Annotated in this window: 19 protein-coding genes and 2 tRNA genes; 10 read left to right on the top strand and 11 right to left on the bottom strand. The window is 68.8% G+C overall.

The window, feature by feature from the left end; all coding sequences use genetic code 11:
• The first annotated feature begins 2 nt into the window (after nucleotides 1-2).
• Nucleotides 3-920, top strand: a complete 918-nt coding sequence (locus tag AncyloWKF20_RS15970) for a ParB/RepB/Spo0J family partition protein (RefSeq protein ID WP_279314985.1) — start codon at nucleotides 3-5, stop codon at nucleotides 918-920.
• A gap of 24 nt (nucleotides 921-944) precedes the next feature.
• Here AncyloWKF20_RS15970 and holA read toward each other — a convergent pair whose 3' ends face one another.
• From holA to AncyloWKF20_RS15950, 4 genes are all read right to left on the bottom strand, one after another.
• Entirely contained in the window at nucleotides 945-1,970 is a 1,026-nt protein-coding gene (gene holA / locus AncyloWKF20_RS15965; protein ID WP_279314984.1) for a DNA polymerase III subunit delta, read from the bottom strand.
• 4 nt (nucleotides 1,971-1,974) lie between these two features.
• Entirely contained in the window at nucleotides 1,975-2,550 is a 576-nt protein-coding gene (locus tag AncyloWKF20_RS15960; protein ID WP_279314983.1) for an LPS assembly lipoprotein LptE, read from the bottom strand.
• Nucleotides 2,537-5,149, bottom strand: coding sequence for a leucine--tRNA ligase (gene leuS, locus AncyloWKF20_RS15955; RefSeq protein WP_279314982.1), 2,613 nt, complete (start codon nucleotides 5,147-5,149; stop codon nucleotides 2,537-2,539). The genes AncyloWKF20_RS15960 and leuS overlap by 14 nt, the downstream gene beginning before the upstream one ends.
• A 135-nt stretch (nucleotides 5,150-5,284) precedes the next feature.
• Nucleotides 5,285-7,072: a diguanylate cyclase gene (locus AncyloWKF20_RS15950; protein ID WP_279314981.1), complete on the bottom strand. Its 1,788-nt coding sequence runs from the start codon at nucleotides 7,070-7,072 to the stop codon at nucleotides 5,285-5,287.
• Nucleotides 7,073-7,228: 156 nt separating this feature from the next.
• Here AncyloWKF20_RS15950 and AncyloWKF20_RS15945 point away from each other — a divergent pair, with 156 nt between their 5' ends.
• The gene (locus AncyloWKF20_RS15945) at nucleotides 7,229-7,909 is read left to right on the top strand and encodes a YggS family pyridoxal phosphate-dependent enzyme (RefSeq protein ID WP_279314980.1); all 681 of its coding nucleotides are present in this window, start codon (nucleotides 7,229-7,231) and stop codon (nucleotides 7,907-7,909) included.
• Nucleotides 7,910-7,912: 3 nt separating this feature from the next.
• On the opposite strand, the gene AncyloWKF20_RS15940 is transcribed toward AncyloWKF20_RS15945, so the two are convergent.
• Nucleotides 7,913-8,479 (bottom strand): L,D-transpeptidase family protein, encoded by a 567-nt coding sequence (locus tag AncyloWKF20_RS15940; protein ID WP_279314979.1) that lies wholly within the window; start codon nucleotides 8,477-8,479, stop codon nucleotides 7,913-7,915.
• 181 nt (nucleotides 8,480-8,660) lie between these two features.
• Here AncyloWKF20_RS15940 and AncyloWKF20_RS15935 point away from each other — a divergent pair, with 181 nt between their 5' ends.
• The 3 genes from AncyloWKF20_RS15935 (at nucleotide 8,661) to arfB (ending at nucleotide 10,360) form a co-directional block, all read left to right on the top strand.
• Nucleotides 8,661-9,347 (top strand): response regulator transcription factor, encoded by a 687-nt coding sequence (locus AncyloWKF20_RS15935; RefSeq protein WP_279314978.1) that lies wholly within the window; start codon nucleotides 8,661-8,663, stop codon nucleotides 9,345-9,347.
• A 69-nt stretch (nucleotides 9,348-9,416) separates the two neighbouring features.
• On the top strand, nucleotides 9,417-9,908 hold the full coding sequence (locus AncyloWKF20_RS15930) for a cyclic nucleotide-binding domain-containing protein (RefSeq protein WP_279314977.1): 492 nt from the start codon (nucleotides 9,417-9,419) through the stop codon (nucleotides 9,906-9,908).
• 20 nt (nucleotides 9,909-9,928) lie between these two features.
• A complete protein-coding gene (gene arfB / locus AncyloWKF20_RS15925) occupies nucleotides 9,929-10,360 on the top strand; it encodes an alternative ribosome rescue aminoacyl-tRNA hydrolase ArfB (protein WP_279314976.1) in 432 nt (143 codons plus the stop codon).
• A gap of 261 nt (nucleotides 10,361-10,621) precedes the next feature.
• Here arfB and AncyloWKF20_RS15920 read toward each other — a convergent pair whose 3' ends face one another.
• Nucleotides 10,622-10,846 carry a DUF1674 domain-containing protein gene (locus AncyloWKF20_RS15920; protein WP_279314975.1) on the bottom strand — a complete coding sequence of 75 codons (225 nt, stop codon included), beginning with the start codon at nucleotides 10,844-10,846 and terminating at the stop codon, nucleotides 10,622-10,624.
• Nucleotides 10,847-11,014: 168 nt separating this feature from the next.
• Here AncyloWKF20_RS15920 and htpX point away from each other — a divergent pair, with 168 nt between their 5' ends.
• Nucleotides 11,015-12,013, top strand: coding sequence for a zinc metalloprotease HtpX (gene htpX, locus AncyloWKF20_RS15915; RefSeq protein WP_279314974.1), 999 nt, complete (start codon nucleotides 11,015-11,017; stop codon nucleotides 12,011-12,013).
• A gap of 136 nt (nucleotides 12,014-12,149) precedes the next feature.
• Nucleotides 12,150-12,225 (top strand) — tRNA-Thr (locus tag AncyloWKF20_RS15910).
• Nucleotides 12,226-12,335: 110 nt separating this feature from the next.
• Here AncyloWKF20_RS15910 and AncyloWKF20_RS15905 read toward each other — a convergent pair.
• Together AncyloWKF20_RS15905 and AncyloWKF20_RS15900 are read right to left on the bottom strand one after the other, a co-directional pair.
• Nucleotides 12,336-12,689, bottom strand: a complete 354-nt coding sequence (locus tag AncyloWKF20_RS15905; protein ID WP_279314973.1) for a hypothetical protein — start codon at nucleotides 12,687-12,689, stop codon at nucleotides 12,336-12,338.
• A gap of 132 nt (nucleotides 12,690-12,821) precedes the next feature.
• Nucleotides 12,822-13,742: a sensor domain-containing diguanylate cyclase gene (locus AncyloWKF20_RS15900; RefSeq protein ID WP_279314972.1), complete on the bottom strand. Its 921-nt coding sequence runs from the start codon at nucleotides 13,740-13,742 to the stop codon at nucleotides 12,822-12,824.
• Nucleotides 13,743-13,910: 168 nt separating this feature from the next.
• Here AncyloWKF20_RS15900 and AncyloWKF20_RS15895 point away from each other — a divergent pair, with 168 nt between their 5' ends.
• The 3 genes from AncyloWKF20_RS15895 (at nucleotide 13,911) to AncyloWKF20_RS15885 (ending at nucleotide 14,854) form a co-directional block, all read left to right on the top strand.
• Nucleotides 13,911-14,186, top strand: a complete 276-nt coding sequence (locus AncyloWKF20_RS15895) for a hypothetical protein (RefSeq protein ID WP_279314971.1) — start codon at nucleotides 13,911-13,913, stop codon at nucleotides 14,184-14,186.
• A 39-nt stretch (nucleotides 14,187-14,225) separates the two neighbouring features.
• Entirely contained in the window at nucleotides 14,226-14,696 is a 471-nt protein-coding gene (locus tag AncyloWKF20_RS15890; RefSeq protein ID WP_279314970.1) for a hypothetical protein, read from the top strand.
• Between the two features lie 71 nt (nucleotides 14,697-14,767).
• A tRNA-Leu gene (locus AncyloWKF20_RS15885) sits at nucleotides 14,768-14,854 on the top strand.
• A 52-nt stretch (nucleotides 14,855-14,906) separates the two neighbouring features.
• On the opposite strand, the gene AncyloWKF20_RS15880 is transcribed toward AncyloWKF20_RS15885, so the two are convergent.
• The 3 genes from AncyloWKF20_RS15880 to AncyloWKF20_RS15870 are packed head-to-tail and all read right to left on the bottom strand — an operon-like array spanning nucleotide 14,907 to nucleotide 17,662.
• Nucleotides 14,907-15,980 (bottom strand): ABC transporter ATP-binding protein, encoded by a 1,074-nt coding sequence (locus AncyloWKF20_RS15880; RefSeq protein ID WP_279314969.1) that lies wholly within the window; start codon nucleotides 15,978-15,980, stop codon nucleotides 14,907-14,909.
• Nucleotides 15,977-16,777, bottom strand: coding sequence for an ABC transporter permease (locus AncyloWKF20_RS15875; RefSeq protein ID WP_267584530.1), 801 nt, complete (start codon nucleotides 16,775-16,777; stop codon nucleotides 15,977-15,979). Before AncyloWKF20_RS15875 ends, AncyloWKF20_RS15880 begins: the two co-directional genes overlap by 4 nt.
• Nucleotides 16,778-16,783: 6 nt before the next feature.
• On the bottom strand, nucleotides 16,784-17,662 hold the full coding sequence (locus AncyloWKF20_RS15870) for an ABC transporter permease (RefSeq protein WP_279317997.1): 879 nt from the start codon (nucleotides 17,660-17,662) through the stop codon (nucleotides 16,784-16,786).
• Nucleotides 17,663-17,818: the final 156 nt, after the last annotated feature.

Genomic DNA, 17,818 nt, shown 5'->3' with positions numbered 1-17,818 from the left:
CGATGGCGATGGCCGAGGATGGCGGGCGCAACCGGCTCGGGCGGGGTCTTGCGGCCCTGATCGGCGATATGGCCGATATGAGCGATCTCGGCGGCGAGCGGGCCCGTTCCGCGCCGGCGGGAGGCGCGCGGCGCGTGCCGGTCGCCTTCATCAAGCCGAACCCGCACAACCCGCGCCGGACCTTCGCCGAGGAGGATCTGGAGGATCTCGCCGCCTCGATCCGCGAGCGCGGCATCATCCAGCCCATCGTGGTGCGGGCCGATCCGGCCAATCGCGAGCATTACGAGATCGTCGCCGGTGAGCGGCGCTGGCGCGCCTCGCAGCGCGCCGGCCTGCACGAGGTGCCGATCGTCGTCATCGAGGTGGATGACCGGCAGGCGCTGGAAATCGCCATCATCGAGAACGTCCAGCGCGCCGACCTCAACCCGCTGGAAGAGGCGGCAGGCTATCAGTCGCTCGCCGACCAGTTCGGCTATTCGCAGAACGACCTCGCCAAGGTGATCGGCAAGAGCCGCTCGCATGTGGCCAACACGATGCGCCTCCTGCGCCTGCCGGAGAGCGTGAAGGCCTATCTGGCCGATGGCCGCCTCTCCGCCGGCCATGCCCGCGCGCTGCTGACGCAGGACGACCCGGAGACGCTGGCGCGCGAGATCGTCGAGCGCGGCATGAATGTGCGCGCCATCGAGGCGCTGGCGCAGGAGCTGAACGAGGCCAAGGCGGAAGCCGCCGGCAAGCCGACGCGCAAGCCGCGCACGCCCCCGGCACTCGATGCCGATACGGCGGCGCTGCAGCGCCGGCTCTCCGACGAGCTCGGCCTCCAGGTCACGCTGCGCCATGATGGCGAGGCGGGCGAAATCCGCATCCGCTACGCCTCGCTCGACCAGCTCGACGAGGTCTGCCGGCGCCTCGCGAACGGCTGACGTGCTATGGGCTGAGGGCCGGGTCTAGCCCCGGCGGGCCTGCGTCGCGAGCTGCAACAGCGCGCGCTCGGCGATGGATGGCCCAAGCCCGGCATGGCGGCGGGCGGCCAGCAGCGCATCGTCCAGCGACAGCAGGGCGGTGACAAGGCGCGGCACGGTCCAGCTGCGCAGCGCCTTCTCGACCAGCGGCTTGCGGCGGAAATGGATGGCCGGGCGGGCGGATTCGACCGCGCGCTCCGGGCTGCCGCCCTGCTCGATGGAGAGCCGCATCTGATGCAGCGACTGGCCGGCCCGGCACACGGAGCCGAGAATGATGTCGGCTCGCATTCCCTCATGCGTCGCCTTGGCGAAGGCCGTGCTCATCTCCGCCGGCTGGCCGGCAAAGGCGCTGTCGGCGATCTCGTCCAGCGCAAGGCTCGAGGCGTCGCCGACAATGGCGCGCACATGCTCGGTGGTGATGCGCGGTTCGCCGGCGGCATAGAGCAGCAGCTTGGAAATCTCGCCGCGCGAGGCCATGCGGTCGCCGCCGAGCAGCCCCATCAGCTCGGCGCGGGCGTCGCGGTCGATGGGAATGTTGGCCTCGGCCGTCATGGTGTCGATGAGGCGGGAGAGGTCGCGGTCGCTATCGGCGTAGCAGACGATGGCATTGGCGCGCGGCGAGCCTTCGCACAGCGCACGCAGGCCCGCGCCGCGCTTGAGATCGCCGGCCTCGATCACCACCACGGCGTCGGAAATCGGCGCCGCCAGCAGCGCCTCGACGGCCGGGACGATGTTGCGGCTGCCAGCGCGCAGCGAGATCACCCGCCGCCCGCCGAACAGCGCCACGGTGCCGGCTTCATCCACCAGCCGACCGGGATCGCCGGAAATCTCGTCGCCATCGAGCCGGATCAGGCCGAACGGATCGGTCGAGCCGTCCATGGCCTTGGCGAGATAGGCGCGGGCGCGCTCGCGGACCAGGCCGCTATCGGGCCCGAACAGCAGCAGCACCGGGCGCACCGTGTCGATGCGCGAGAGCGTCGCCTCGACGTCGGCCGGGCGGACGGCAACCATCCGGTCAGCTCTTCGGCGGCGGGGCGATGAAGTAGGAGGCGAGCTGGCCGCGGATCATCTCGGCCGCCACGCGGGAGGCGCGGTTCTGCGCGTCGCGCAGGGCCCGCTCGCGGGCGAAGCGCTGGTAGCCGGAATCGATCGAGGCCTTGCCGAAGGCGGTGCCCGTGGTCACCGGCGTGGGCTTGGCGCCCGCCTTCACCGGCTTGGTGGTGTCGATGAGCTGCCAGTTGACATCGACCGACACCAGCTCGACTTCCGGCAGGCCGGTATAGGGATCGACCACCGCCGCAACCGAGCTGTCATTGACCTGGAGGATGAGCTGGTAGGGCGCTCCGGCCGGGTTGCCGGCACCGCCGGTCAGGTCGAAGATCAGGTCGTTGCGCACCTCGTTGCCGACGCGGCCGGGCGCGAACACGATCTCGATCTGCCCGAACTTGTCGGACAATTTGCTGCCGTCGCCGGTGTCCTCGGCATACATCGGCCGGAAGCACCCGGCGGTGGAAAGCGCGAGCAGCCCGGCGCAGGCAAGGCCCAGCAGGCGGCGGCGGGAGGGCAGGCGGGTCCGGTCAAGCGACGACATTCACGATCCTCTGAGGAACCACGATGATACGCTTCGGCGGGCGCCCGTCGAGAGCTTGAGCGATAAGGTCGAGCGCCAGCACGGCCTTCTCGACCTCGGCCGGCGCGGCGTCCTTGGGCACGGTGATCTCCCCGCGACGCTTGCCGTTGATTTGAATCGGAAGCGTAACGGTATCGTCCACCAGCAAGGCCGGCTCCACCGCTGGCCAGCCGGCCGTCGCGGCGAGACCGTCCCGGCCGAGCACCGTCCAGCATTCTTCCGCCAGATGCGGCACCATTGGGGCGACCACCGCCACCAGGAATTCCGCCGCCTCGCGCAGGGCGAAGCCGAGATCCGGGGTGATGCCGCCCTTGCGGGCGCTGACGATGGCATCGCCGAACACATTGGCGAAGCTGTGCACGCGGGCGACGGCGACGTTGAAGCGCAGACGCTCCACGTCTTCCTCGACCTGCGCCGCCAGACGGTGAGATGCGCGGCGCAGATCTACCGATTCGGTGCCGAAACTTTCCGGCGTGGCCTCGCGAACGCCCTCGGCGAGCTCCACCGCGTCGCCGACGAGGCGCCAGATGCGCTGCACGAAGCGCCAGGCGCCCTCGATGCCGGCGCTGGTCCATTCGCTATCGCGCTCGGGCGGGGTGTCGGAGAGCATGAACCAGCGCGCGCAATCGACGCCATAGGTGTCGGCGACGATCTCCGGCGGGACCACGTTCTTCTTCGACTTCGACATCTTCTCGGGCGCGCCGACCGTGACCGGCTCGTCAGTCCCGACCTTCACCGCCGTGCCGTCCGCCCGCTTCTCGACCTCCTCGGGGAACAGCCACTTGCCGGCGCCGTCCTTATAGGTCTCGTGGACGATCATGCCCTGCGTGAACAGGCCGGCGAACGGTTCCTCGATGGAGACCCGGCCGATCTTCTTCAGCGTGCGCACGAAGAAGCGGGAATAGAGCAAGTGCAGGATCGCGTGCTCGATGCCGCCAATATACTGGTCGACCGGCAGCCAGTGGTCGGCCGCGCCCTTCTGGAGCGGCGCCGTGCCGGGCTCGGCGGCGAAGCGGGCGAAGTACCAGGACGAATCCACGAAGGTGTCCATCGTGTCCGTCTCGCGCCGGGCCGGCTCGCCGCAATGCGGGCAGGCGACATGCTTCCAGGTCGGGTGCCGGTCCAGCGGGTTGCCCGGCTGGTCGAAGGTCACATCCTCCGGCAGGCGCACGGGAAGCTGGTCGGCGGGCACCGGCACCGGGCCGCAGCTGTCGCAATGGATGATCGGGATCGGGCAGCCCCAGTAGCGCTGGCGCGAAATGCCCCAGTCGCGCAGGCGGTAATTCACCGCGCGCTCGCCCACCGGCGCATTGCCGAGAATCTGGTTCTCCAGCTTCAGCGCCACCTTCTCCTTCGCCTCGGGCACCGAGAGGCCGTCGAGGAAGCCGGAATTGAACAGCGTGCCGTCGCCGTCATAGGGCGCGTCCGCCACGGAGAACTGCGCCGGGTCGGTGCCGGGCGGCAGCACGACCGGAGTGATCGGCAGGCCATATTTGCGGGCGAAGTCGTGGTCGCGCTGGTCATGCGCCGGGCAGCCGAAAATGGCGCCGGTGCCGTATTCCATCAGCACGAAATTGGCGACGTAAACCGGCACCGGCGCCCCGCCCAGCGGGTGAGCGACAGTGAGGCCGGTGTCGAAGCCCATCTTCTCCTGCGTCTCGATCTCGGCGGTCGAGGTGCCGCCGCGCCGGCATTCCTCGACGAAGGAAGCGAGCGCCGGATTGCCGGCGGCGAGCTGTTCGGTCAGCGGATGGCCGGGCGAGAGGGCGAGGAAGGAGGCGCCGAACAGCGTGTCCGGGCGGGTCGTGTAGACCTTGATCTCCTTCGGGAGAGCCTCCGGCGCGTTCTCGATGACGAAGCGCACATGCAGGCCTTCCGAGCGGCCGATCCAGTTGCGCTGCATGAGGCGCACCTTGTCGGGCCAGCGCTCCAGCGTGTCGAGCCCGGCGAGCAGTTCCTCGGCGGCGTCGGAGATGCGGAAGAACCACTGGGCGAGCTTGCGTCGTTCGACCAGCGCGCCCGAGCGCCAGCCGCGCCCGTCGATCACCTGCTCATTGGCGAGCACGGTGTTGTCGACCGGATCCCAGTTCACCTCGCTCTCGCGGCGGTAGACATGGCCGCCCTTGAGGAACTCAAGGAAGATGCGCTGCTGCTCGCCATAATAGTCGGGATCGCAGGTGGCGATCTCGCGCGACCAGTCGAGCGACAGGCCGAGCAGCTTCAGCTGCTCGCGCATGGTGGCGATGTTCTCGTAGGTCCACTTGCCCGGATGGGTGTTGCGCTCGATCGCGGCGTTCTCCGCCGGCAGGCCGAAAGCGTCCCACCCCATGGGATGCAGGACGTTGAAGCCCTTCATCCGCTTGAAGCGGGCCACCACGTCGCCCATCACATAGTTGCGGCCATGGCCGATATGGATGCGCCCCGACGGGTAGGGGAACATCTCGAGCACGTAATATTTGGGGCGCGGGTCGTCATTGCGGGTGCGGTAGATGCCGCGTTCGTCCCAGATCTTCTGCCAGCGGGGCTCGGCCTCGCGGGCATTGTAACGCTCGGTGCTCATGATCGGCTTCTATGGGGCAGGCTTTAGGGGCGCAGGCTCGGGAAAGGGGCGGATCGGCGTGAAACCGATGGCCGGGGACTAGGCACGAACTGGGCCGCCGGGTCAACCGCCCGGCGTGTCAGGCGCCCCGGGGCGTCAGCTGCCCGGCCGAAGTCCGCCGCCGCGCCGCGCGCTGCCGGGCGCGCGCGCCGCCATGCCGGGCTCGACCTTCTCCGCCAGCCGCACCCGGTTGCGGCCACCATGCTTGGCTTCATAGAGCGCCATGTCCGCCGCGACGAACAGGTCGGCGCGGGCGAGATCGGCTCCCGGTGTGCAGGCCGCCGCGCCGACGCTTACCGTGACCCAGCCGCCGGGCAGGCCGGCATGGGGGATGGCGAGGCTCTCCACCGCCATGCGCAGCCGCTCGGCGAGATCACTGGCCGCCGCCAGCCCGCTGCCGGGCATCAGCACCGCGAATTCCTCGCCGCCGATGCGGGCCGCGACATCGGTGGCACGCACCCCGCCCGCCAGCAATTGCGCGACGGCGCGGATGCAGCCATCGCCCTCGCGATGGCCGTAGCGGTCATTGAAGGACTTGAAGCTGTCGATGTCGATCAGCAGGATGGCCAGCGGCTGCTGCGCGTTCCATTGCAGCGCGAACACCGTGTCGAAGCTGCGCCGGTTGGCGATGCCGGTCAGCGGATCGAGGCTGGCGAGCGAGTTCAGCCGGCGGTTGGCGTTGCGCAGCGCGCCCTCGCGGCGGGTGAGTTCGCCGCTCATCGCCTCGAAGGCGGTGACCAGCGGCTGGAGCTCGACGATGCGGGTGTCGCTGCGCGTCTCGTCCTGCTCGCCCCGGCCGAAGCGGATCAACCGCTCGGCCAGCACCTGTACCGGGCGGACGATGAGATGCGAGCCGGCGAGCCACAGGCTGATGAGCATGAGCGTGCTCACCGCCAGCATGGCGAGGCCGGCGCGCCAGGTCGCCTGTTCGACCGGGCCCATGATGGTCGCCTGATCCATGCCGACGATAAGATGCATGTTGGTCTCGGCGAGCCGCGCATAGGCATAGACGCGGCGCACACCGTCCGGCCCATCGGCGACCAGCGTGCCGCGCGTGGAGGACAAAGCCCGCGCCACCGCCGGCATGCCGATCAGGTTCGCCCCGATCTGCGCCGCCTCGTCGGGATAGGTAAGCATGGCCCGGCCCGACGGGTTCACCACGATCGCCTGCGAGCCGACGCCGAGATCGGTGAGCACGCTGTGGGGAAACAGTTCGCTCATGCCGACGCGGCCGAGAAACATGCCGGCCATCGAACCGTCCGTCGTATGGACAGGCTGGGCGGCGAGCACGCTCGGGGCGCCGATGACATAGTTGCGCTCGATCGCCTCGATCGAATAGAGCCCCTGGCTTGCGAGGCGGTAATAGCTGCGGCCGGACACGTCGAGCCCGACCCCGCCGGGGTTTGTGGCGCACCGGACGATGCCGCTTCCATTGACGATGGCCAGTGCTTCAAGCATCGGCGCCACCTGGACGATGCGATCCAGCAGCGCGCAGTCCTGCGGTCCGCCAAAGCCGGGATTGTCCTGTGGCCGGTCATCGTCGGTCGAGCGGCGCAGGTCGACCGGCAGCAGCCAGGGATCGGCGGAGAGGGTGGCGAGCACCGCCCGCGCCGAGGCGAGCGTCTGGTTGTACTGCGCCATGCCACGGTCCAGCATGTCGAGCACGCGCCCCTCGGCGGCGGCGAGGTTGTCGGCGTGGAGCTGGACGATGCTGACCGTGCGCTCGGCGATCACCAGCAGCATGGCGCCCAGCGCGATGGCGGCGAGCCGCAGCCGCAGGCTTACCGAGCGCGTGCGCCGGCGCGCCGGTGTGGCGGTTACAGAAGGTGATGCAAGGGAGACCGGCTCCGCCGGGGAGGCGGCGCGGTCCAGTGGCTGGTCCACGATGAGGTCACGTCCGGCGTCGGGCCTGAGAATAAAGGGAATCTAGGGCGACAACCGCGCCGCGACAAGGAAGGCCCGCTCGTCTTGCCGGGCGGCGTATGTATTGACACGGGCGACGCGGCTGCCCATTCCGGGCGGACAGCCGGGGAGGACAGCATGGATAGCGGGCAGGCATCGGGTGTGACGGCGCGGCTCGCCGAGGTCCGGGCGCGGATCGCGCAGGCCTGCGCCGATGCCGGGCGGGCGCCGGAGAGCGTGAAGCTGATCGCCGTCTCCAAGACCTTCGGCGCCGAGCATATGGCGCCCGCGCTGGAAGCCGGCCAGCGCCTGTTCGGCGAGAACCGCGTGCAGGAGGCCAAGGGGAAGTGGCCGGCGCTGCGCGCGGCGACGCCGGATATCGAGCTGCATCTCATCGGCCCCTTGCAGACCAACAAGGTACGCGAGGCGCTCGGCCTGTTCGACGTGATCCACACGCTGGACCGTCCCTCGCTGGCGCAGGCGCTCGCCAAGGAGATCGCGCGGCTGGAAGGGCCTGCCCCGCGCCTGCTGGTGCAGGTCAACACTGGCGAGGAGCCGCAAAAGGCCGGCATTCCCCCGCAGGAAGCGGATGCCTTCATCGCCGCTTGCCGGGAGGAGCATGGGCTCACGGTCAGCGGGCTGATGTGCATCCCGCCCGCCCACGAGCCGGCCGCGCCGCATTTCGCCCTGCTCGCCAAGATCGCGGCGCGCAACGGGGTCGATATGCTCTCCATGGGGATGAGCGGGGATTTCGAGACCGCCATCATGCTGGGCGCTACCCATGTGCGGGTGGGCAGCGCGATTTTCGGCGGTCGCTGAGCCTCAGCCGACCTTGATCGCGGTGCGCGGGGTGATCCGCGCCAGCAGCCAGCGCAGATCCTTGCGTCGGAAGGCGACGCAGCCGGCGGTGGGCTCGAATCCCGGCCGGGCGAGATGCAGGAACACCGCCGAACCGCCGCGCGTCTTGCGCGGGCGCTCATTGTGGTCGAGCACCACGACGAGGTCATAGAGCCCGTCGGGGCGCCACATCTCCTCATGCGAGGCGGCGAAGGGAAGGCGCACGGGGCGGTTATAGCGCCCGTCGGCGGGGTCATCGCACCAGCCATCCTCCGGACGGGTCCGCCGCACGGGCAGGGCGGTCGAGGGGCGCACGCCGTGATCGGCGCGGTAGCGCACTTCGCGCGCATGCCAGATGCCGGCGGGCGTCACGCCGTCACCCTCGCGCTTCAACGCGTGGATTCCGCTACGTCCGAGCGCGACCGGTATCCGGATGGCGCCGACGAGCAGCCAGCCGCGCGTCGGGGCTCCCGGACGGGGCACGACGCGTATCACCCGCGTCTTCGAGGTGGATTTCGACAGGTTTTCGCGGCGAAGGGCCTTCTTATTCACGCCATTTCCGTTCACGATCACGTCACGTGCCCGCTGCCCTCTCGGGCAGGGGTCCACCGACTCTTGCCGAATGCCTCCGGCCTGCCTACTCGGGGACTGAACGGCAATCCATCCGACGCCGCCCGTGTGGTCCAGCTTGGCCGGCCGGCGCGGCGCGAACAAGAGGTTCGGGGAAGCGGACATGGCGAATGCGCATCGAGTCCTGGTGGTCGAGGACGACAAGGATCTGCGGGACGCGCTGGTAGAACAGCTCTCGCTCTACGACGAATTCGAGATCGTTGCCGAGGAAACCGCGCAGGGTGCGATCACTGCCGTCGAGGCCAATCGCATTGATCTGGTGCTGATGGATGTCGGCCTGCCGGACATGGACGGGCGCGAAGCGGTGCGCAAGATGCGCCAGGGCGGCTTCAAGGCGCCGGTCATCATGCTGACTGGCCACGATACCGACAGCGACACCATCATGGGGCTGGAAGCCGGGGCGAACGACTACGTCACCAAGCCGTTCCGCTTCGCCGTGCTGCTCGCCCGCATCCGCGCCCAGATGCGCTCGCATGAGGCGAGCGAGGACGCGGTTTTCACCATCGGCCCGTACACCTTCCGGCCGGGCGCGAAGATGCTGGTCACGGAGCGCAACTCCAAGATCCGCCTCACGGAAAAGGAGACGGCGATCCTGCGCTATCTCTACCGCGCGGGGAAGAAGCCGGTGGCGCGCGAGATTCTGCTGCAGGAAGTGTGGGGCTACAATTCCGGCGTGACCACGCACACGCTGGAAACCCACATCTACCGCCTGCGGCAGAAGATCGAGAAGGATCCGTCCCACCCCAACCTGCTCGCCACGGAGGCGGGCGGCTACAAATTGCTGCCGTGAGCCGGGGCGGCGGAGCGATTCGCCGCGCCGGACCGAGTTCATCGTCTGGCCGGAGTCGAACGCGCCCGCATGTCCATCGAGGACGACATCGCCCTGCTTGAGACCGTGCCGATGCTGAACATGCTCGGTCGCGATGCCTTGCGGGCGATTGCCATCAGCGCCGATAACCGGCCGCTGAACCGCGGCGAGATCCTGTTTCGCGAGGGCCAGTTCGCCGAAGCCGCCTTCGTCGTGGCGAGCGGCACGCTGAGTGTGGCGCGGGAAGACGCCAATCTGGCGCGGCGGCCCGGCCAGACCATCCAGGTCGGGCGCGGGGCGCTGCTCGGCGAGATGGCGCTGCTGACCGAGACCAAGCGGCCGGCGACGGCGATGGCGGTGGAGCCCTCGACCGTGCTGCGCATTCCCCGCGTCATCTTCATGCGCACCATTGAGGGCTATCCCGATGTCGCGGTGCGGCTCACGCAGGCGCTGACCAACCGGGTGCAGGACACGCTGGCCGAACTCGACGCGGTGCGCCGGCGGCTCGACGCGCTGGAGCCGGCGCCCCGCCGGCCGCGCTGAGCGATGAGCGCTGCAGGTCGATGATCCCCGTCACGCCCCGCATTTCGCTCGACGAGTCCGAGCTGGAGGAGAGCTTCATCCGCGCGTCCGGGCCGGGTGGGCAGAACGTCAACAAGGTCTCGACCGCCGTCCAGCTCCGCTTCGATATGCGCAACTCCGGCTCGCTGCCGGAGGCGGTGAAGGAGCGGCTCGCCCGCATCGCCGGCCGCCGGCTCACCAATGACGGGGTGATCATCATCGTGGCCCAGCGCTTCCGCACGCAGGAGCGCAACCGCGAGGACGCGGTCGCCCGCCTGGTGGAGATGATCCGCGAGGCGGCGGTGGTGCCGATCACCCGCCGTCCAACCCGCCCGACGCTCGGCTCGAAGCTGCGCCGGCTGGAAGGCAAGGCCAAGCGCTCCGGCATCAAGGCTGGCCGGCGCGACAAGCTCAGCATGGGCGGGGACGACTGAACCCCGGCGTGAGGCCTAGCGAGCCGCGTTCTTCACACGGCTCCCACCCTCACGCCGTCATCCCCGGGCTTGACCCGGGGATCCACGACTTTGGCAGGGCGCGGCGAGGCAAGACGTGGATGGCCGGGTCAAGCCCGGCCATGACGGTGTGCAGGTGGTGATGATGCGCTCGATGAGCGCCTTCGGCCCGCGATCCCGGCTCTGCGCTCCGCTTCGGCCGGGATGACGAAAGGACGGGGGTGGCATGTCGAAAGGGGCGCATCAGAAATCCGAGGCGATGCCCTTGTTCTCCCAGTCGCCATAGCGCACGGGCTCGGGCCCTTCGCGCCCGTCGATCTCGCGCGGCAGATCGAGCGGCGCCTGCGCGGCGCGGCGGGCAGCCGCTTCCGCCAGCGCCCGCTCGGCGGCCGGGGAGAGCGGGCGGCGCGACGCGGCTTCACTGGGTGACGCGGTCGGCGAAGGGGGTGGGGTTGTGTCCTCGGGCATGACCCATTGGAACCATCGCGAGGCCGGAGGCGTCAAGCATCGGGACGCGCCTGTCGCAGCGGCACCCGCGCCCTCACGCGATCTTGCGTCCGCCATGATCGCTTCCCATCCTCATAGGGAAAGTCGCGCGGGGCGGTCCCGCTTCGGCGCGGCGCATGAGAGGAACCGATGAACTATTTCCGTACCGCCATCCTGCTGGCCGGCATGACCGCGCTCTTCATGGCCGTCGGCTTCATGATCGGCGGGCGCGGCGGCATGATGATCGCGCTGGTGGTCGCCGCCGGCATGAACCTCTTCAGCTACTGGAATTCCGACCGCATGGTGCTCTCCATGTACGGCGCGCGCGAGGTCGACCGGACCAACGCGCCGGAGTTCTACGGCATGGTGGAGGAGCTGGCGGCGCGGGCGCAGCTGCCCATGCCGCGCGTCTACATCATCGACAACCCGCAGCCCAACGCCTTCGCCACCGGCCGCAACCCGCAAAACGCCGCGGTGGCGGCGACGACCGGCCTGCTCGATGCGCTGTCGCGTGAGGAAGTGGCGGGCGTGATGGCGCATGAGCTGGCGCACATCAAGCATTACGACACGCTGACCATGACGATCACCGCGACGCTGGCCGGCGCCGTCTCCATGCTCGCCAACTTCGCCATGTTCTTCGGCGGCAATCGCGAGAACAATAACAGCCCGTTCGGCGTGATCGGCACCATCGCCATGATGATCCTCGCCCCGCTCGCCGCGATGGTGGTGCAGATGGCGGTGTCGCGCTCGCGCGAATATGAGGCGGATCGGATCGGCGCGGAGATCTGCGGCCAGCCGCTCTGGCTCGCCTCGGCGCTCGCCAAGATCGCCAATGCCGCCCACCGCGTGCCGAACATGCCGGCCGAGCACAATCCGGCCACCGCGCACATGTTCATCATCAACCCGCTCTCGGGCGAGCGCATGGACAACCTGTTCTCCACCCATCCGGCGACGGAGAACCGCATCGCTGCCTTGCAGGCGCTGGCGCAGCAGATGGGCGGCGGTGGTTTCGCGCCGGCCGCTGCCGCCGCAGCGTCCTCCCCTGCGGCGCCGGGTGGCCCGTGGGGCGGGGCGCAGCCCAGCACCCCGGCGCGCGGACCGTGGGGGCGCCGTTCGTCGGGCTCCTCGCCACGCCGGCCCTGGGGTTGAGGCCTCCCGCGATGCTTCCGGCGGCGGGGTTTTCCCCATCATGCCGCCGCTGCGGGCGACAAGGCTGGAGTGAAGCTGGCCGCTCTGCGCCACGACGCTTGAAAAAGCGGGGCTTCGCGGCTATCAGAAGCCGCGCGCCGCTTTAGCTCAGTTGGTAGAGCATCGCATTCGTAATGCGGAGGTCGTCAGTTCGAGTCTGACAAGCGGCACCACCTCCCCCTGACAATCTGCCTTCGATGCCCGTGAGAGCCATGCGCCCGCGCGCAAAAAAGGCGCGGACCGAAGCGATCCGCGCCTTGTGAACAGGCCGTCAGCCTAGCGATCAGCGCCAGACATACCAGCAGTCGCGATAACGGCGACCCCAGCGGTCACGGCGCCAGCCGCACACCCGCTCGCGACGCCGGCGACGGCGGCGGTAATAGCCCGGCGGCGGGCCGGGCGGGCGACCCCGCGGGGGACCGGGAGGTCCAGGCGGACCCCACTGCGCCTGATCGATCGGGGTGCCATCCGGCGCCTCGGCGACGACATCGAGAATGTCCGCGTCGGGCCCGATCGCGTCGGCCGGCGCGGCCCCGGCCTCGATATCCTTGAGTTGGCTCAGCGGCGTCGCCCGCGCGGGCGTCAAGGCCAAGCCAAGGGTCGCGCCGGCGCCGACGAGGCCGGCCAGACCCATCATAAAACCACGTCTGTCCACATCATACTCCCAACATACCGTCCCCAAGGGACGGTTCTGCCGACCGCAGCCTCAACGTGGAAGGTGGGCGCGCGGTTCCACCGGGCGTGTGCAGCGGGGAGATCACACCCGAGATCAGACGAGCTGCGGCGCGTACCATTCATGGCCGGAGCGGCCGGCCCGCTTGAGCCTGTACAGCGCCTCGTCGGCATGGCGGAGCAGGTCGGACAGGTTGTCGGCGTCCGCCCGGTAGTGGCTGATGCCGATGGCGGCACCAAGCGGGGTCGTATCTTCGCCCACCGTGAAGGGGGACGCAAAGGCGGCCGCGATCGCCGCGCAGACCCGCTCGGCCTCGCCCGCCGCATCCTCATGCTCGATAAGGATGGCGAACTCATCGCCGCCCAGCCGGCACACGAAAGCCGGCGCGGTCGCGCCTTCCAGCCGCCGCGCCACCATCGAGAGCACCATGTCGCCGATCTCGTGACCGAATCGGTCGTTCACCGGCTTGAAGCGGTCGAGATCGAGTATCATCAGGGCGAGATCCGTGGGCTGCCGCGCCATTGCCTCGGTCCAGCGCGCCTGAAGCGCGCGCCGGTTCGGCAGGCCGGTGAGCGGATCCTCGAAGGCGATGCGCCGCAGCGCATCCTCCGCCAGCTTGCGCGCCGAGATGTCCTCGAAGGTGGCGATGGCGACGCCCGCCTCGTGCAGCAGGATGCCGCGATGCTGCACGGTAAGCGTCTTGCCGTCGGCGCAGAGGACGTCGATCTCTTCCGGCGGAACCTCGGTGGTGCCGTGCTGGGCCCGATTCCAGATCTCGCGCCAGCGCATCCGCGCCCGGCAGCGTTTCTCCTCTTCCGGGTAGGCGACATCAATCCAGTCATCCACCGTGGCGAAGGCGTCCTGGTGATAGCCGAAGGTCTTCGTGAAGGCCCGGTTGACGAAGCGGATGCGTCCGTCCGGCATCGTCGCCCAGGAAAGCGGGGTTGGAACGGCGTCGAGGATGAGGTGGAGATCCTCGTGCCCCTCGATTATTGGCCGGTTCAACCTGTCGATCATGTGCCGTGGTGCCTTGCTGCGAGTGCGGTCTGTTGGCGGCGATCATAGGCCAGCGAGGCTTGAGCGGCCATGGCGGGTTACCGTTACGGACGCTTGTGCCGAATCAGGCGGTGCGCGATAGTCCGCCAACTCTGTGAGAGGTCGGCCATGGTCAGGATTGCTCCGCTCGTGAAAGTCGCTTTGGCGCTGGCTGTTCTGGCGCCCGCGCTGGTGGTTGCGGCCCCGCCGGCCCATGCCAACAATACCGGCGCCTTCATCGGCGGGCTGGTGGGCGGCGCCATCCTCGGCTCCGCCCTCACCGCCGCGACCCGCCCGCCACCGCCGCCGCGCTATTACTATCCGCCGCCGCCGCCCCCGCCCCCGGTGTACCGCCCCGCCCCGGTCTATGGTCCGGGCTATTGCGGTGCGCCGCCTTACCCGCCCTGCCGCACGCCGGTCTACTGAGACTTTCCTCGTTCCGCTGACGCGACAGGGCCTTGATCCATGCGCACTGCCACATTCGCCGCCTTCACCGCCCTGTCGCTGCTCGCTTGTGGCGGCGCCGCGCTGGCGCAGAGCCCCGCCCCGGCGGCCGAGACCCCGGCGAGCAGCGCGCCCGCGGACTCGGTGGTGCCCGACCTGCCGCCGCCGGCTGACTGCACCTTCACCAAGGTATTCGTCTGCCAGACGGGTGGCTGCGGCCCGGACAAGGAACTCGGTACGGTCGATCTGCCGGCGCGCGTGCTGGTGCATTATCCCAAGCGCATCATCGCCAGCGTTTCCGATGACGGGCTTCCGCATGTCAGCGAGATCGTCACGGCCTCCAGCGCCGGTGACAACATCACACTTCAGGGCATGGACGGGCTGGTCGGCTGGGTGATGCAGCTCTCGCGCACCGATCCGGATGTGTCGCTGACGATCGTGTCCAACGAAAAGGTCATGACCTCCTTCGGCACCTGCAAGCCGGCGCCCTGACGGTTATAAAATACCGTCGTGCAAGGTGCTTGCTCCGGCGGCGCGGGTGACTATAGTCCGCGCCGGTTTTGGCGGGTGTGGCGGAACCGGTAGACGCGGCGGACTCAAAATCCGTTTCTGGTGACAGAGTGTCGGTTCGAGTCCGACCACCCGCACCATCCCTTCGACATCAGGGATGGTCGCCCCCTCAGGCTGCGGCCTGTTCTCTCCTCAATTGACGAACAGGCGCGCATCCGTTGCGTCCCAGGCGAGGCGCACCCTCGCGCCGATTTCCGGCGTCTGCGGCAGCGCCGCGCTGGCGGCCGGCAGGCGCAGATTGACGCTTGCGCCCCAGCCGGTCGCCACCGTGAAGTGGAACGTCTCGCCGATGAAGGTTGCGTCCGCCAGCACGCCGTCGATGCCCGGCGCGCCGGCCTCGGCGAAGCGTAGCCGGTCCGGCCGGATCATCAGCGCCGCATCATGGCCGGGCGCCGGCGTGCCGTGCAGCGGCTGGCCGGCGATGCGGCTGCCATCGGGGAAGACGATCTCCGCCCGCGTGCCGTCGCGGGCGGCGAGCTTGCCTTCCAGAAAGTTGGAATGGCCGACAAATCCAGCCACGAAGCGGCTTTCCGGCCGCTCATAGAGCTCGCGGCCCTTGCCGATCTGCTCGATGCGGCCATGGTTGAACAAGGCGATGCGGTCGGAAAGGCTGAGCGCCTCCTCCTGATCGTGCGTCACGTAGAGTATGGTGACACCGGTCTCGCGGTGGATGCGGCGGATCTCGCCCTGGATCTCCTCGCGCAGCTTCTTGTCCAGCGCGGAGAGCGGCTCGTCCATCAAGAGCAGCGGCGGGTCATAGGCGAGCGCGCGGGCGAGCGCGACGCGCTGCTGCTGGCCGCCGGACATCTGCGCGGGCAGGCGCCCGGCGAAGTTTTCCAGCCGTACCAGAGCCAGCATCTCCTCGACCTTGCGGGCGATTTCCGCCGCCGGCCGGCGCCGCACGCGCAAGGGAAAGGCGACGTTCTCGGCCACGGTGAGGTGCGGGAACAGCGTGTAGCGCTGGAACACCATGCCGATGTTCCGCTTGTTCGAGGGTTCAGTGAGGATGCTGCGCCCCTCCAGCCGCACATCGCCGCGCGTCGGCTCGAAGAAGCCGGCGATCATGTAGAGCGTCGTGCTCTTGCCCGAGCCGGACGGCCCGAGAAAGGTGACGAACTCGCCGCGCGCGATCTCCAGCGAGACGTCATCGACGGCGGTGACGTTGCCGAACGTCTTGGAAATATGAGCGATTTCCAGAAAGGTCATGAGCGGGCGTCCTTGCGGAAAAAGGCGGCAAGCGCCATGAGGCCGGCGGTGAGCGCGATCAGCAGCGTCGACACAGCGGCGATGACCGGGGAGAGATCCTGGCGCAGCGTGCCGAAAATGCGCACCGGCAGGGTCTGCAAATCCGGGCTCGCCATGAAGATGGCGATCACCACCTCGTCCCAGGAGGCGAGGAAGGAGAAGATCGCCGCGCTGATGAGGCCGAGGCGGATGCCGGGCAGCGTCACGCGGATCTTGGCCTCCAGCGGGCTCGCGCCGCAGACGATGGCGGCGGTCTCGATATCGCGGTCAAACCGTTCCAGCGCATTGGAAATCGCGATGATGGAGAAGGGCAGGGCGATGACCAGATGGGCGAGGACGAAGCCCAGAAACGTGCCGTTGAGGTGCAGGCGCAGGAAGAAGGCGTATAATGCTACCGCCAGCACCACCACGGGCAGGATCATCGGCGTGAGGAACAGCGCGCGCAGCGCCGCGCGGCCGCGGAAGGTACCGCGGGTGAGGCCGAAGGAGGCCATAAGGCCGATCAGCACCGAGAGCACCGTCACCACGGCGGCGATCTGGAAGCTGGTGAGGAAGGAGGCGAGCCAGTCGGGATCGTCGAACAGCGCCTCATACCAGCGCAGCGTCCAGCCCGGCGGGGGGAATTGCAGCCATTGCGAGGAGCCGAAGGACAGCGCGACTATGAGCAGGATCGGCAGCAGCAGATAGGCGCCGACCAGCCCCGCAATCAGGATGAGGGCGACGCGCCAGGCGCCGAGACGGGCGAAATCGAGCAGCATGGCGGCCTAGCTCCTCGTCTCGCCGAAGCCGAAAAAGCGAAGCTGGATCATATAGATGGCCAGCGTGATGACGAGCAGCACCAGCGCCGCCGCGCCCGCCAGCCCCCAGTCGAGCAGGGACTGCACAAGCTGGGCGATCAACTCCGCCAGCATCATGTTGGCGGTGCCGCCAAGCAGCGCGGGGGTAATAAAATACCCAAGCGACATGACGAACACCATCAGAGCGCCGGCGGCGATGCCCGAGCCGGTGAGCGGCAGCATCACGCGGGTGAAGGCCTGCCAGCGGCTCGCGCCGCACAGGGCAGCGGCCTGGAAGATGGCGGGGTCCATGGCCTTGATGGTGGCGTGCAGCGGCAGGATCATGAAAGGTAACATGATATAGGTCATGCCGATGGTGACGCCGACGAGGTTGTTGATCAGCGGCAGCGGCTCGGAAATGAGGCCGAGATTCATCAGCGTGCGGTTGATGATGCCGGTGCGCTGCAGCAGCACCATCCAGGCATAGGTGCGGGCCAGAAGATTGGTCCACATCGACAGGATGACGATGGCGAAGAGGAGCCGCGACCAGACGCTCGGCGCGATGGCCAGGAACCAAGCCACGGGAAAACCTAGCAGAACCGTCACAACGGTGACCGTGCCGGCGACCAGGAAGGTGTTGCCGAGCACCTTCAGATAGGTCGTGGAGGCGAAGAAGGCGGCGTAGTTCTGCAGGCCCGGCTCCGGCTCCAGCACGCTGCGCAGCAGCAGCGCCAGCACGGGAATGACGAAGACGAAGGAAACCAGAACCAGCGCAGGCAGCACGGGCGCGAGCCCCCGGCCGCGCCGGCGGGGCGCGCTGGAGGTAGTATGAGGCCGTTCGGTCGCCGTCAGGTCGGTCACGGTCATCAGGGCTCGATCAGGCTCGCTCAAAGGCGGTTCGATGAGTGCAGTCAGGTGGACGATCAGGCCGATGTGGCCAATGCGTGTGGCGTGGGTGACCAGTCGCGACAGGATCGTTCCGGGCACGAGGACCGGCTCCGCCTTGGGCGGGGCCGGTCTCCG

The sequence above is a fragment of the Ancylobacter sp. WKF20 genome (genome assembly GCF_029760895.1).
GTDB lineage: Bacteria > Pseudomonadota > Alphaproteobacteria > Rhizobiales > Xanthobacteraceae > Ancylobacter.
The sequence above is the reverse complement of the archived record's forward strand: the minus strand, read 5'-3'. Positions and strand labels throughout refer to the sequence as shown.

What these genes read in the sequence shown, in the direction of transcription:
- AncyloWKF20_RS15960 (WP_279314983.1), bottom strand. Translation starts at nt 2,550, where the DNA reads ATGTCGTCGCTTGACCGGACCCGCCTGCCCTCCCGCCGCCGCCTGCTG.
- AncyloWKF20_RS15930 (WP_279314977.1), top strand. Translation starts at nt 9,417, where the DNA reads ATGTCCATCGAGGACGACATCGCCCTGCTTGAGACCGTGCCGATGCTG.
- holA (WP_279314984.1), bottom strand. Translation starts at nt 1,970, where the DNA reads ATGGTTGCCGTCCGCCCGGCCGACGTCGAGGCGACGCTCTCGCGCATC.
- AncyloWKF20_RS15890 (WP_279314970.1), top strand. Translation starts at nt 14,226, where the DNA reads ATGCGCACTGCCACATTCGCCGCCTTCACCGCCCTGTCGCTGCTCGCT.
- AncyloWKF20_RS15870 (WP_279317997.1), bottom strand. Translation starts at nt 17,662, where the DNA reads ATGACCGTGACCGACCTGACGGCGACCGAACGGCCTCATACTACCTCC.
- AncyloWKF20_RS15935 (WP_279314978.1), top strand. Translation starts at nt 8,661, where the DNA reads ATGGCGAATGCGCATCGAGTCCTGGTGGTCGAGGACGACAAGGATCTG.
- AncyloWKF20_RS15875 (WP_267584530.1), bottom strand. Translation starts at nt 16,777, where the DNA reads ATGCTGCTCGATTTCGCCCGTCTCGGCGCCTGGCGCGTCGCCCTCATC.
- AncyloWKF20_RS15905 (WP_279314973.1), bottom strand. Translation starts at nt 12,689, where the DNA reads ATGATGGGTCTGGCCGGCCTCGTCGGCGCCGGCGCGACCCTTGGCTTG.
- AncyloWKF20_RS15920 (WP_279314975.1), bottom strand. Translation starts at nt 10,846, where the DNA reads ATGCCCGAGGACACAACCCCACCCCCTTCGCCGACCGCGTCACCCAGT.
- AncyloWKF20_RS15880 (WP_279314969.1), bottom strand. Translation starts at nt 15,980, where the DNA reads ATGACCTTTCTGGAAATCGCTCATATTTCCAAGACGTTCGGCAACGTC.
- AncyloWKF20_RS15945 (WP_279314980.1), top strand. Translation starts at nt 7,229, where the DNA reads ATGGATAGCGGGCAGGCATCGGGTGTGACGGCGCGGCTCGCCGAGGTC.
- leuS (WP_279314982.1), bottom strand. Translation starts at nt 5,149, where the DNA reads ATGAGCACCGAGCGTTACAATGCCCGCGAGGCCGAGCCCCGCTGGCAG.
- htpX (WP_279314974.1), top strand. Translation starts at nt 11,015, where the DNA reads ATGAACTATTTCCGTACCGCCATCCTGCTGGCCGGCATGACCGCGCTC.
- AncyloWKF20_RS15970 (WP_279314985.1), top strand. Translation starts at nt 3, where the DNA reads ATGGCGATGGCCGAGGATGGCGGGCGCAACCGGCTCGGGCGGGGTCTT.
- arfB (WP_279314976.1), top strand. Translation starts at nt 9,929, where the DNA reads ATGATCCCCGTCACGCCCCGCATTTCGCTCGACGAGTCCGAGCTGGAG.
- AncyloWKF20_RS15900 (WP_279314972.1), bottom strand. Translation starts at nt 13,742, where the DNA reads ATGATCGACAGGTTGAACCGGCCAATAATCGAGGGGCACGAGGATCTC.